Origin of the sequence: Deinococcus metallilatus, from assembly GCF_004758605.1 — a bacterium.
Taxonomy (GTDB): domain Bacteria; phylum Deinococcota; class Deinococci; order Deinococcales; family Deinococcaceae; genus Deinococcus; species Deinococcus metallilatus.
This window is the reverse complement of the sequence record NZ_CP038510.1, coordinates 27,501-40,892: the sequence shown is the minus strand read 5'-3', so window position 1 is coordinate 40,892 and position 13,392 is coordinate 27,501. Positions and strand designations below refer to the sequence as shown.

8 protein-coding genes (1 of these 8 cut by a window edge) are annotated in these 13,392 nt (G+C 73.0%); 2 read left to right on the top strand and 6 right to left on the bottom strand.

The window, feature by feature from the left end; all coding sequences use genetic code 11:
* Positions 1-6: 6 nt before the first annotated feature.
* The 3 genes from E5F05_RS00170 to E5F05_RS00160 form a co-directional block, all read right to left on the bottom strand.
* Complete coding sequence (locus E5F05_RS00170; RefSeq protein ID WP_129117370.1) at positions 7-1,026, bottom strand: branched-chain amino acid aminotransferase; 1,020 nt, start codon at positions 1,024-1,026, stop codon at positions 7-9.
* Positions 1,027-1,095: 69 nt separating this feature from the next.
* Entirely contained in the window at positions 1,096-1,572 is a 477-nt protein-coding gene (locus E5F05_RS00165; RefSeq protein ID WP_129117369.1) for a universal stress protein, read from the bottom strand.
* Positions 1,573-2,159: 587 nt separating this feature from the next.
* Positions 2,160-2,936, bottom strand: coding sequence for an MIP/aquaporin family protein (locus E5F05_RS00160; protein WP_129117368.1), 777 nt, complete (start codon positions 2,934-2,936; stop codon positions 2,160-2,162).
* A gap of 81 nt (positions 2,937-3,017) precedes the next feature.
* Between E5F05_RS00160 and E5F05_RS00155 the strand changes: the two genes are divergently transcribed.
* Positions 3,018-6,182: a GAF domain-containing protein gene (locus E5F05_RS00155; protein WP_129117367.1), complete on the top strand. Its 3,165-nt coding sequence runs from the start codon at positions 3,018-3,020 to the stop codon at positions 6,180-6,182.
* Between the two features lie 15 nt (positions 6,183-6,197).
* Here the strand turns inward: E5F05_RS00155 and E5F05_RS00150 are convergent, their stop codons facing one another.
* Positions 6,198-8,672, bottom strand: a complete 2,475-nt coding sequence (locus E5F05_RS00150; protein ID WP_129117366.1) for a sensor domain-containing diguanylate cyclase — start codon at positions 8,670-8,672, stop codon at positions 6,198-6,200.
* Positions 8,673-8,764: 92 nt separating this feature from the next.
* On the opposite strand from E5F05_RS00150, the gene E5F05_RS00145 reads away from it, so the two are divergent.
* Entirely contained in the window at positions 8,765-11,410 is a 2,646-nt protein-coding gene (locus E5F05_RS00145) for a GAF domain-containing protein (protein WP_129117365.1), read from the top strand.
* Between the two features lie 264 nt (positions 11,411-11,674).
* Here the strand turns inward: E5F05_RS00145 and E5F05_RS00140 are convergent, their stop codons facing one another.
* Together E5F05_RS00140 and E5F05_RS00135 are read right to left on the bottom strand one after the other, a co-directional pair.
* Positions 11,675-12,547, bottom strand: a complete 873-nt coding sequence (locus E5F05_RS00140) for an N-acetylglucosamine kinase (protein ID WP_129117364.1) — start codon at positions 12,545-12,547, stop codon at positions 11,675-11,677.
* On the bottom strand, positions 12,544-13,392 hold the 3' portion of the coding sequence (locus tag E5F05_RS00135; protein ID WP_241687034.1) for a family 10 glycosylhydrolase. It continues 648 nt past the right edge of the window; the window shows 849 of its 1,497 coding nt (coding positions 649-1,497); the start codon falls outside the window, past its right edge — the gene reads right to left on this strand; the stop codon is at positions 12,544-12,546. Before E5F05_RS00135 ends, E5F05_RS00140 begins: the two co-directional genes overlap by 4 nt.

Below are 13,392 nucleotides of genomic sequence, written 5' to 3'. Positions count from 1 at the left end.
TCAGGCTCACTCCACCTTGACGAGCCAGCCTTCCGGTGCCCCCACATCCCCGTACTGGATGCCGACCAGCTCGTCATACAGCCGCCGGGTGACCGGGCCGACCTCCGTCTCGCTGTAAAAGACGTGGAAGTCGTCGCCGTTCTGGATGCCGCCGATGGGCGTGATCACCGCCGCCGTGCCGCAGGCCCCGGCTTCCTGGTACTCGTCCAGCCGGTCGATGTACACGTCCCCTTCCTCGACCTCCAGGCCCAGCCGCTCCTTTGCCAGGTGCAGCAGCGAATACTTGGTGATGCTGGGGAGGATCGAGGGCGACTGCGGCGTGACGAAGCGGCCATCCCGGGTGATGGCGAAGAAATTGGCCGCCCCCACCTCCTCGATCTTGGTATGCGTTTCGGGGTCGAGGTAGATCGCGTCGGCAAAGCCGCGTTCCTTGGCGAGGTGGCCGGGCAGCAGGCTCGCCGCGTAGTTCCCGCCCACCTTGGCCGCCCCGGTGCCGTGGGGCGCGGCGCGGTCGTAGCGCGAGACAATGAAGTTGGCCGGGGTCAGGCCGCCCTTGAAGTAGGCGCCGACCGGCACGCAGAACACCGAGAAGAGAAACTCGGGGGCGGTGCGGACCCCCAGGTTGTCGCCCACGCCGATCACGTAGGGGCGCAGGTAGAGCGCGCCGCCCGAGCCGTAGGGCGGGAGATAGTCGAGGTTGGCCCGCACCACCTGCACGCAGGCGTCGATGAATTTCTCGGTGGGAATGGTCGGCATCAGCAGCCGCTCGCAGCTCGCCTGCATCCGCGCCGCGTTCTGGTCCGGGCGGAAGAGGGCCACCGACCCGTCCCGCTGGCGGTACGCCTTGAGGCCCTCGAAGCACTCCTGGCCGTAGTGCAGCGCGGTCGAGCCCTCGCTGATGTGGACGCAGTTGTCCTCGGTGAGGACGCCGTCATCCCACGCGCCGTCCTTCCAGTGCGAGCGGTAGCGCAGATCGGTTTTGATGTAGCTGAAGCCCAGGTTCTGCCAGTCGATGTTCTTGCCCATGAATCTTCACTCTCCTCGTCCGGCCACCCTACCCGAAGCGGAGCGCCCCGGGCAGGGCGACGCGAACTTTCAGCGTGCGATCAGCACGTCGACCTGCGCGCCGTGGCTCACCGCGTCCCCGGTGCTCCCGGCCATCGCCGCGCTGAAGGCGGTGGTGTGCCGCCGCCCCAGCACGATCAGGTCGGCCCCCGTCTCGGCGGCGACCAGCAGGATCGCCTCGGCGGGCTTGGCGGCCTGGACCAGATACTCGTGGACCTCCAGCCCCTGCTCCCGCGCCGCCTGCCCGACGGCCCGCAGGTGGTCCTGCCGGACGGCCCGCGCGTCCTGCACGGCCTGCGTCTCCAGCGCCTCGCTGCCGGGCAGCCCCGACGCGAAGTTCACGAACGGGTTGGCCGCCAGGGGCACCACGGCCACGATGTCGAGCACCGCGCCGAAGTGCTGCGCCAGGGCCACCGCGCGGGCGACAGCCTTCGCCGAGTGGGGCGCGCCCCCGGTCGCGACGAGAATGCGGTGGTACAGGGGGCCGGTGCTGGTGGGGGCAGACATGGCCCCATGCTACGGCCCGCCCTCCCCTTCATGCGGCCCGTCCTTCTGCACCCGTCACCCCTGTTGGCACGGCAAGGTGGAGTCTATGGGGCGTGGTCCTCTTTGGCGTCTCCCCGATCAGGGAATCGGACTCGCCCCTCCGGGACGGCCCGCACCCAGAGAGGCCACCTTCTTCCAGACATCACTCAGCCTGCCGGGAGGGAGGGGGAATCAATCTCTTGGAGGGCAGCCTGCGTCTGCCACCCCCCTCCCAGCCTCCCCCGCAAGGGGGGAGGAGCAACAAACCCGAGCCGCCTTGATGCCAACCAAAGCCGAAGCTCCCCCTGTCTTTTGTCTTTTCAAAATTCTGGAGGCGACGGCCAGGTTCCACCTTTCGAGTGAGCAGGCCTGGCAGAGGAGCTTTCGGGCCGTAGGCCCGCAGCCGCCCGGCGGAAATCAACAACCGTCACTGTCCAACACAAAGCCGCCGCTTAACGGGACACCCTTTGCCGAGCGCAGCGGAAAGCTCCCCCTGCCCCCAGCGGGGGGAGGGGGCGGGGGGGAACGCCTTCCACCGCCCCACCCGAGCAACCTTTCCAACCTACCCCTCAGCCCTCGCCCCCATTGCCCTCGGCCGCCTCGTGTTCCTGGGCGTTCAGCGGACCACGGGTCGCCCAGGTGAGCAGCAGGGCCGCCAGGCACCCGGCGACCGGCCCCAGCAGGTGTGGCCACGCCTCCGCCAGCCTGCCGGACACCAGCGCGGGACCGAAGACCCGGGCCGGATTCATCGCGACCGCCGAAACGCTGCTCGACAGGAAATGGTCGAGGCTCACCGCCGCGCCCACCGCCAGCCCCGCTGCGGGCCGCAGCTTGGCGTTGCGGTGCGCCGTCGCCAGAATCACCACCAGCAGCAGGGCGGTGCAGCCCGCGTCCAGCAGGGCCGCCCCGGACGCCGGAACGCGCTCCCGGGGGGGCGGCACGTGGGCGAAGGCCAGCATCAGCAGGCCCGCCGCGACCGAGGCGCCGAACTGCACCACCCAGTACGGCAGGACCAGCCGCCACGGAAACGCGCCGCGCAGGGCGAATGCCAGCGTCACCACCGGGTTGATGTGGGCGCCGGACACGTCGCTCAGCGCGTACACCATCGTGAGCACCACCAAACCGGGCGTGAGGGCCGCCGCCGCCACCTCGGGCAGCAGGCCCAGATGCGCCAGCAGCAGCGCGGCGACGCTCGCGAAGGTCAGCACGAACGTCCCCAGCGCCTCCGCGACGAGCGCGCGGCCGATGCGGTGGCCGGTCCCGCCTGACTGCGCTTCCTTCCTGTGGTGCGGGTCCGGGTCCGGGGGAGTGTCCCCGCCTTCGCGGCTCTCTTCAGGGCTGCTCATCTGGCGCATGATGCCACTGCACGGCGACAAGGTGAGGGAGATGCCGGAGAGGTGGCGCGCGACTCACGCTATCTTCATGCCATGCCCGAACAGCCCACGGCGGCCCCCCCGTCGTTCCCTTCACTGGGCGAACGCTTGCAGAACCTCACCGAAGCCCTCGCCGCCGCGCGCACGCCGCAGGAGGTGTTCGGCATCGTGCTGCGGCCTGCGCTGGGCGCCCTGGGCGCGGTCGCGGGCGCCGTGCTCCTCGTCTCCGGGGCGGGGGACCGGCTGGAGGTCGCCGCGACCCAGGGCCACGAGGCGGCCACGCCGAACTTCTGGCAGGACGGGCCGCTCGATCCCGCGCTGCCCGCCGGGGACGCCCTGGCGCGGCACGAGGCCCTCTTCTTCGAGCACGAGGGGGCGATGCTCGCGGCCTATCCGGCCCTCGCCGTCCGTGCGGGCACCCACACGCCGGTCGCGAGCGCGGTGCTGCCGATGTTCCTCGACGGCGCGCCGCTGGGCGTGCTGGTGCTGGACTTCCGGGAACCGCACGACTTCACGCCCGAGGAGGGGCGGTTCCTGCGGATTCTCGCGGGGCAGTGCGCGGTCGCGCTGGGGCGGGTGCGGCTGCTGGAGGCGCTCTCGGCCGAACTCCGCCAGCGCCGCGAAACCGAGGCGGAACTGCGCGTCAGCGAGGCGCGGTTTCGCCGCCTGGTGGAAGCGAGTCCGGTCGGGATCGCCGCCGGGGCGCTGGACGGCCGCCTGATCCTGGTCAACGACGCCTACCTGAGCCTGCTGGGCCGCACCCGCGCCGAGTACGAGGCGGGCGAGATCGACTGGGCGGCCCTCACGCCCCCGGAGTACCGCGCCGCCGACGAGCGGGCCTTCGCCCAGGCGCTCGGGCGGGGCGCGTCCGATCCCTACGAGAAGGAGATGCTCACCCGGGCGGGCGAGCGCATCCCCCTGAACCTGATCCTGATCCGCTACCAGGAAGGCGACCAGCCGTACGTGGTGGGCTACCTGCAAGACCTGCGCCCGTTCAAGGCCGCCGAGCGCGTGCTGCGGGAACACGGGGCCGAACTGGAGCGCCAGGTGGCGGCGCGCACCGAGGAACTGAATGCCCGCACGAAGGTGCTGGAGGCCTTCGAGGCGCTGACCCACGAGCTGACGCTCGAAACCGACCCCGCCGTGCTGGTGAAGCGCGCCCAGGACATCGTGCTGTCCCTGCTGCCCCCGGGCGTCGCCACCTACTACGAACCGGAGGGCGAGGTCTGGCGGCTCAAAGCCCAGACGGGCGACCTGCGCGACGGGGCGCTGCAACGGGTGCTGGACGCGGGCCTGCCCTACGCGGCGGCCGGGAACCTGCGGGTGCCTTTCGAGACGCGCGAGGCCTACTACCAGGAGGTCTACGACGTTCACACCGACAGCCAGCCGGACGTGACCGCGCACATCGGCTCCAGCGCCACCCTGCCCGTCGTGGTCGGCGGGGCGGTGCGGGGCGTCTTCGGCCTGGGGCTGTTCGGCGCGCCGCGCCACTGGTCGGCGGTGGACCGCGCCCTGCTCGAAACGGTGGCGCGCAGTCTGGGCCTCGCGCTGGAAGGGGCCGAGGCCGCGCGGCGCCTCAAGGAGCAGAACGCGGAACTCGCCGCGCGCACCCGGGCGCTGGAGGGCTTCGCGGACCTCACGCGGGGCCTCAGCGCGCAGGCGGAGCCGCACACGCTGGTGCGCCGCGCGCAGGAAGTCGTGCTGTCCCTGCTGCCGGGGGGGTACGCGGCGTACTACGAACCCGCGGGCGGGCAGTGGCACCTGCGGAGCCAGGTGGGCGACCGGCAGGACCCGGCCTTCCAGACCCACGTGGAGGCGGGCCTGCCGCTGGAGACTGCCAGCCTGTGGATACCCTGGCAGACGCGGGAGGCGTACTACCTCGAAGAGTACGACCAGCGCACCGACCACTTCGAGATGTACCGGGCCCGGCGGGGGGCGCTGGCGGCGCTCCCGGTGGTCGTGAACAGCGAGCCTTACGGCATCTTCGGCGTGGCGCTCTTTCACGACCGGCACTGGCACGAGGCGGACAAGGCCGTGATCGAGACGACCGTGCGCAGCCTGGGCCTCGCGCTGGAGCGCGCCGAGAGCGTGGCGCGGCTGGCGCAGAGCACCCGCACCCTCGAACGCGAACGGACCTTCCTGCGCGCGGTGCTCGCCAGTCTCGCGGAGGGCATCGTCGCCTGCGACGCGCAGGGCCAGCTCACGCTCTTCAGCGGCGCCACCCGCCGCTTTCACGGCCTGGACGCCGCGCCGCTGCCGCCGGAGGCCTGGGCCGAGCACTACGACCTGTTCGAGGCCGACGGGGTCACGCCGCTCGCCACCGAGCGTATCCCGCTGTACCGCGCCTGGCGCGGCGAGCAGGTGCGGGACGCCGAGATGGTCATCCGCCCCAAAGACGGACCGGCGCGCAGCATCGTCGCCAACGGCCAGGCGATGTTCACCGAGGACGGCGAGCCGCTGGGCGCGGTGGTCGCCATGCACGACCTCACCGCGCGCAAGCAGGCCGAACAGACCCTGCGGCAGCGCACGGCCGAGCTGGAGCGCAGCAACGCGGAGCTGGAACAGTTCGCGTACATCGCGTCCCATGACCTCCAGGCGCCGATCCGGGCGGTCACCAGCTTCGCGGAACTGACCCTGCGCCGGTACGGCGAGCAGCTCGACGAGCGCGGGCGGGCCTATCTGCACCAGATCGTGGAGGGCGGGCAGCACATGAAGCAACTGGTGGACGACCTGCTGACCTTCTCGCGGGTGCATACCCAGCAGCGGGAGCCGCAGCCGACCGACAGCAACCCGGTGTTCGACCGGGTCGTGCGGCGGCTGGACGGTGAGATCGCCAGCCTGGGCGCCCGCGTCACGCGCGCCGACCTTCCCCCGGTCCTGGCGGACGCGCAGCAGCTCGACCAGCTCTTCCAGAACCTGCTCTCGAACGGGCTGAAGTACCGGCGCGAGCAGGTCCCGCCGCAGGTGCAGGTCTGGGCCGAGCGTGACGGGCCGATGCAGCGCTTCGCGGTGCGCGACAACGGTATCGGGATCGAACCCCAGTATTTCGAGCGCATCTTCGTGATCTTCCAGCGCCTGTACGGCCGGGAGCAGTTCGACGGGACCGGCATCGGGCTGGCGGTGTGCAAGAAGATCGTCGAACGGCACGGCGGCAGGCTGTGGCTCGAAAGCACGCCGGGTGAGGGCAGCACCTTCTTCTTCACCCTGCCCGCAGTATGAGGCGGGCCGGGGCGGCTAGGCGGGTAAGGCCCGGTTTCCCTGCCCCGGCCTGCGGCGCTGCTTTTCCTGATACATCCGCTGGTCCGCGACGCTGACGACCTCGGCGGGGCGCTCACCGTCCTGCGGCCAGAAGGCGGCGCCCGCACTGGCCCCCGGGCCCACCTGCCCCGGGAGCGGCCGCATGCGGGCGGCGGCCTGCTGGACCCGGGCGAGCAACGTGGGGGCGTGCTCGGCGCTGGCCCCGGGAAGCAGCACGGCGTACTCGTCGCCGCCCAGCCGGTACACCCGGTCCTGGTCCCGGAAGACCTCACCGAGGGCCTGGCCGAACTCGCGCAGCACCCGGTCGCCCCAACTGTGCCCCCAGGTGTCGTTGATCTGCTTGAGGCCGTCCATGTCGACGTAGATGACGCCGAACGGCGGCCCCTCGCCCGGGTCCTGCTCTGCCAGTTCCTCCAGGTGCCGCTCGAAGGCCCGGCGGTTCCCCAGCCCGGTGAGGTTGTCCGTGACCGCCGCCCGCTCCACGCGGCGCAGGTGCCGCTGCCGCTCCAGCGCGAGCCGCAGGGTCCGGGCCGCCGCCTCGAAGAGGTCGCGGTGGGGTCCCGACCAGGGCTGGACCTGCCCGAGCCGCGTGACCACCACCACGAAGCGCCCCTCGTCCAGCTCGGCCAGCGGGCCCCAGGCCAGCGCCCGCACGCCCGCGCGGACCAGGGGCGCCGCCGCCCCCGGCTGGGCGGAGTAATCGTCGATATAGCAGGTCTGCCCGGTCTGCCGCCAGGGGAGGCCGCCGAGCAGCTCCCCGGTCAGCCGGTCCTCCGCGCGGGCGGCTTCGGGAGGCCAGGTGGTGATCACCCGCGCCTGATCCCCCCGCACCAGGATCAGGCCGCCCCAGTCCACCTCCAGGATGGGGGCCAGAATCCTGAACACCTGCTGGGCCACCTCCAGCGGGTCGAACCGGCTCTCGACCAGCGCCGAAACCGCCACCAGCGCCTGCGCGTAGGCGGCGGCCTGCCGGGCCTCCTCGTAGAGCTCCGCGCGTTCCAGCGCGGCGGCGAGCGACTGGACGGCCGCCGCCAGCAGCAGGCGCTCACGCGGCGTCCAGGCCCGGCCGCTGCCCGCCCGGTAGACCCCCAGCACGCGGGTCACGCCCCGGCTGCCCCCCGGCAGGGGCACGAGCGCCACGGCCTGCACCCCATGCGCCAGGTAGGCGGGCACCCTCGTCTGCTCCAGATAGACCGGCTCCCCGCTCAGCGTCTCCCAGATCGCCCCTTCCCCCCGGCCCAGCCCGGCGTCCATCTGCTCCCGCAGGCCGGGCGGCAGCGGGCCGGAATACATCTCCGGGACGAACCGCTCGCCCCGCAGGACGAACAGCACCAGCCAGGCGACCTCGACCGCGCCCGAAAGGATGGCCAGGGCGCGCCGGGCGACCTCGGCGGGGGTGTGCTCCGCTTCCAGGCCGCGGGACAGCGCCGCCAGCGTGGCGACCGTCTGTTCGGCCTGTTTGCGCTCGGTCAGATCGGTGATCGCCGTGATGGTGCCGGGCGCCCCCCCCTCCGCCGCGCGGGGAGCGTCCGTGACCAGCACCGGCACGAGCGTCCCGTCGGCCCGCTTCAGGCGCGCCTCGTAGGCGCGGGTCTGCCCCTCGGCGTGGGCCAACGGGGCGACCAGGACCGGGTGGTCCTCCTCGAAGGTCACGTCGCGGGGGGTGCGGCCCAGCAGGGCTTCCGGCGCGGTTCCCAGCAGGCGGGCGTAGGCGGGATTGACGTACACGAAGCGCCCCGCCGCGTCGGTCACCGTCAGGCCCTGCGCGACAGTGCCCATCACCTGGCGGCCAAAATCCCGTTCGCGGGCGAGGTCGGCCAGGATGCGGCGGTGCCGACGTTCCAGCGGCCGGAAGACCAGCAGGGCCAGTGCTAGCAGCAGGGCCAGCCCCACCCCCAGACAGGTCCAGACCAGCCCGCTCAGGTGCCGGATTCGCGCGTCACCGCGGCGCTCCATCTGCACCGTGGCCTGATCCAGCGCCGTCAGCAGCGGCCCCGTCGCCTGCTCTTCGAGCCAGCGAATGTCCGCGTTCCTGCGGCTGAGCCGGTCATCCGGCGTCAGGAGGATGCTGCTTGCGGCGGCCAGGTACCCCTGCACCTGCACGTCGAGCCAGTCCGGAGCGGCCTCGGGGGCGGGCGGCTGGGCCGCTGCCCCGTGCCTGAGCAGTTGCGCGTGGGCTTCCCGCATCCCGGCCACGCTCCTGCGGAGCCGGAGGCGGGCCTGGCTCCGGCCCTGCGGAGTGGTGCTGCCGACGAGCTGCCAGGCGTCGTGGGCCACCCGCTCCGCGAGCAGTTGCTGGCGGCCCGCGACGCTCAGCCGGTGGGCGTCCACACGCAGGGCGTGGGTTTCGCGGGCCAGCAGCACATTGGACACGGTGCCCAGCAGCGCCACCGCCGCCAGCACCGTATAGACGGTGGCGCGCAGGGAGAACACCGGGCGGGCCTCTGGCATAGCCCCAGCGTAGAGGCTGCACTTCGACAAAATGCTTACGCGGGCAGCCCACACTTCCCGGCGGCCCGGGCCGCACCCGTTATCCTGGCCCCATGTCCGAACAGCCTGCCACGACTGCGGGCGTGCGCCCTTCCCTGGGTGAGCGCCTTCAGGAGGTGACCGAGGCCCTCGCCGCCGCCCAGACGCCGGAAGCGGTCTTCGGCGCGGCGCTGACACCCGCCCTGGAGGCGACCGGGGCGCTGGCCGGGGCGGTGCTGCTGGTCGGCCCCGGGGGCGGCCTGGAGCGGGCGGCGGTCCAGGGCCAGACCGGGGAGGCCGGGTGGGCAGGCGGCCCGCTGGAGGAGGGCACGCCCGCCGGGGACGCCCTGCGGCGGGGAGAAGCCCTCTTCTTCGAGCAGCCGGGCGACCTGGGAGGCGCAGCCCCGGGCCTCGGGACCGCTGCGGCGCAGGCCACGGCGCTCCTGCCGATGGTGCTCGATCAGCAACCGCTCGGAGTTCTGGTGCTGGAGTGGCCCGCGCCGCACCCCTTCACGCCCGAGGAGCGGCGCTTCCTGGGGACGCTGAGCGGCCAGTGTGCCCTCGCCCTGGGGCGCGCGAGGCTGCTCAAGCAACTGCGCCGGGCCGAGCGGCGACAGACCGACATCCTGGAGAGCATCGACGACGCCTTTTACGCCCTGGACCACCAGGGGCGCTTTACCTATGTCAACCGCAGGGCGGAGCAGCTCTGGGGGCGCCGCCGGGAGGACCTGCTCGGGCGGGTGTGCTGGGAGGCGTTCCCCCAGGTCACCGGCGGCGAAGCCTACCGCGCGCACCTCACGGCGGCGACCGAGCGGCGCGTGGTGCGGCTGGAGGTGCCCTCGGCCATCCTGGGCACCTGGCTGGACCTCTGCATCTGCCCCAGCGAGGCGGGCCTCTCGGTGTACTTCAAGGACATCACCGGGCGCAAACAGGTCGAGGCGCAGGTGCAGGACCTGAACCGCACCCTGGAACAGTGCGTGCGGGAACGTACCCGGGAGTCGGAGGACGCGCGCCGCACGGCGGAGGTGCTCGCGGCCCTCGGGGACGCCCTGCAACGCGCCACGTCCCCGGAAGAGGTCGCCGCCCTGGCGCTCGCGCCGCTCGGGGAGGCGCTGGGCGCGCACAGCGCGATGGTGGTGGGGCTGGAGCAGGACTTCATCCGGGTGCCGACCGTCTGGGGCGAGGTCAGGCCGTCGATGGCCGCCGTCCAGGCCCGGGGCAAGCCGCTGGAGGACACGGTGCTGCTCGCCCGCGTGGCGCGGACCGGCGAGGCCGGGTACTACGCGGACTACAACGCGGCGAGGGGCGGGCTGGCGGGGCTGCCGCCCCTCGCCTTCGCGGCCGAACCCATCCGCACCCCGGACGGGCAACTCGCCGGATTCCTGGCGGTCTGGCGCGATCCGCGCGAGGTGCCCTGGCCGGAAGGGGACCGCGACCTGCTGCGGCGGGCGGCGGGGACGCTGGGCCTGGCGCTGGAGCGGGCCGCCTCCGCTGCCCGGCTCGAAGCGCACACCCGGCAGATCGAGGAAGCGGCGCGCGCCCAGCAGGCCTTTATCGCGTTCAGCGAGGCCGCGGGCACCGAGACGGACGTGCTGGCCCTGGTGAGGCAGGCCATTGAGGTCCTGCGCGTCCGCTTTCCGGAGGGCAGCATCGGGTACTACGAGCGGGGGGGCGACCGCTGGAAGGTGCGGGTCTACAGCGATGACGTCCGCGAGCAGGCCTCCGCCCGCCTCCTGGTGGGCCTGTCCGCCCGGACCCCGCTGATCGCGGAGGCGCTGAGCGCGCAGCAGGCGGTGTTCAAGGACGCCTGGGACCCGGCGCGCGAGGCGCTGCGGGGCACCGAGCCGTACGGCACCGCCGCCAGCTATCCGCTGCTGGTGGGCGGTGAAGTCCTGGGGCTGCTGCTGGTGGGCCTCAAGGACACGCGGCAGTGGCAGGAAAGCGACCAGGCCCTGATCCGGGCGGTCGGGCGCGGCCTGAACTTGGCCCTGGAACGGGCCGAGGTGCCCCGGCAGCTCCTGGCCCAGCACCAGAGCCTGGAGGCCACCAACGAGGAACTGGAAGCCTTTGCCTACAGCGTCTCCCACGACCTGCGCACGCCCGTGCGGCATGTGATGAGTTTCGGCCAGCTCCTCCGCAAGTCGCTGGGCACGCGCCTGGACGAGAAATCGGCCCGGTACCTGACGGTGGTGGACCAGGCCGCCGTGCGGATGGACAGCCTGATCGACGCCATGCTGAACCTGTCGCGCACCTCCCGCCTGCCGCTGCGCCTCGGCCCGGTGGACTTGGGCATGCTGGTGGACACCGTGCGGGCCGAGCTGGAAGCGGACGTGCTGGAGCGTGCGGTGAGCTGGGACATTCACCCGCTCCCGCTGGTGACGGCCGACCACGACACGCTGCGCCAGGTCATCTCGAACCTGCTGGACAACGCCCTGAAGTACACCCGGACCCGGGACCCGGCCCGGATCGAGGTGTGGGCGGAGGAGCGGCCGCACGAGTGGTGCATCTCGGTGCGGGACAACGGCGTGGGCTTCGATCCGCGCTATCAGAACAAGCTGTTCGGGGTCTTCCAGCGCCTCCACCGCGCCGAGGACTTCGAGGGCACCGGCGTCGGCCTGGCAAACGTGCGCCGCATCATCGCCCGCCACGGCGGCCGGGTTTCCGCCGAAAGCCAGCCGGGCCAGGGCGCCACCTTCACCTTCACCCTCCCCCGGTCGTGACGGCCCCGCCTGCCCCGGCCCAAGCCTGCCGGAGCTCTGCCCGTCTCCCAGCAGGGGCCGGGTGAGGCATGGAAGTCTCCAGAAAACACCGTACAGGACGACCAAACATCTCCTCCCCCTTGAGGGGGGAGGCCGGGTGGGGGTGAACGGGCTTAGCGTCCGGGGCCAATCGGAAGAATCAGGCTCCACTTTTCAGGCGGCGCCGCAAGGGGGAGGAGCAAACCACCCCGGCCTCTCCCCCGCCGAATCACGGCCAGCCTCCGGCTACCGCGTGGCGGCGAACCGGGCGGCCACTTCCGCGTGATCCCGCCAGGTCACGGTGACGCCGGGCAGGTGCCGGGCCAGCGCGGCGGGAAACCGGGGGCTGACCCGGAGCGCACCGCCCGTCGCCGTGATCGGCAGTGGCCCGACCCGCGCCCGCACCCGGCCCGCGAGGTCCGTGAGTGACCGGGCCGCCTCGTCGAGCAGGGCGTCGGCCACCCCATCTCCCCGGTCGGCGGCGCGGCCCACGGCAGGGGCAAGCGAGGCGAGGGCGGCGGCCCCCGGCGTGCCGTAGGCGAAGGCGCGCAGCGTGTCCCAGTCCAGCCCGCCCGTGACCCCGGCGACCTCGTCCGCCAGGGGTGAGGGGGGCACTGCTCCGGCGTCCAGCGCGTCCGTCACCCAGCGCAGCGCCGCGCGCCCCAGGCTGAAGCCGCCGCCCTCGTCCCCCAGGCGGTAGCCGCGCCCGCCTGCCCGAATGACCGAGCCGTCCCGCGCGACGTGGTACGCGATACTGCCCGTCCCGGCATACAGCAGGATGCCCACACCCGGAGCGAGGTGCGCGCGGTAGGCCAGGTCGAGGTCCCCTTCCACGCTCACCCGCGCGGTGGGGAGGCCCAGTGCCCGGGCGAACACCTCACGGGCGCTCTCCGCCGCAGGCGTCCCGGCGCTGAGGCCCGGCAATCCGGCGTGGACCACGTCCGGGCGGGCCGGGAGCGCCCCGGCGAGCGCCGCGAGGGCCGCCGCACCCGCCCCCGTGCCCAGCAGCGCCGCCGTCAGGGGCGGAGTCACGCCCCGCGTGAGCGGCTGGCCGCCTCCGAGCAGGGTCCATTTCGTGCCGCTGCCCCCGGCATCCAGCCCCAGGGCGAGGCCGGTCAAGGCAGCGCCAGCGGGGCGAGGTCGGTCACGCGACCCGCCGGGACCGTCAAGAGGTCGCTGCTCACCCCACCCGCCTCCACCCGCACGGCCCGCTCGGGCACCCGCAGGAAGCCGTAGCCGCCCGCCGCGTTGGTGGTGGTGCGGGCCAGGACGCTGCCCAGCTCATCGAGGAGGCGCACCTCGCGCCCACCCAGGGGTCCGGTAGCAGCGGTCAGCGTGCCGCGCAGTGCCCGGAGCGTCCGGGGATCGGGCCGCGCCCAGCGGGCGGGGGCGGCGAAGGGGCCCCCCGGTCCGGCGAGGCTCAGGATGAGTTCGGGCAGGGCCTCGGCGGTCGTGCGTTTTCCGGCGTTCACGTCCGCCGTGGGCGTGCGGTAGGAGTATCCGGCCCAGCCCAGGCCGCTGGTGCGCGTCTTGCGAATCTGGCTCAGGGTGCTGCGCGGGTCGTTCAGGTAGATGGCCGCCCCGCTGACCTGCGTGACGCCCGGCGAGCGCACCTTCAGGCCCGCCGCGTAGGCCGCCCAGGTGTTGAACCAGGCGGCCTGCTCGGGCACGAAGTCGCGCTTGTAGTTCATCATCACGTTCACGTCGAGGTAGCCCTCCCGCACCCAGGTGCGCCAGTCCTGAAGGACCTCCGCGTAGGGGCGGGTCGTCTCGAAGCCCGCGTCGGTGGTCGGCCCGGCCCCGTAGGTGATGGTCGCGGCGTTCACGCTCACGTCGGGCCGCACGGCCTTCACGGCGAGGGCGGTGTCGCGCACCAGATTGGTGATCTGGGTGCGCCGCCACGCGGTCCAGGTGGGGTCTTCGGGCGCGGGTGTCCCGGTCTGGCCCGTCTCCGCGCGGTAACG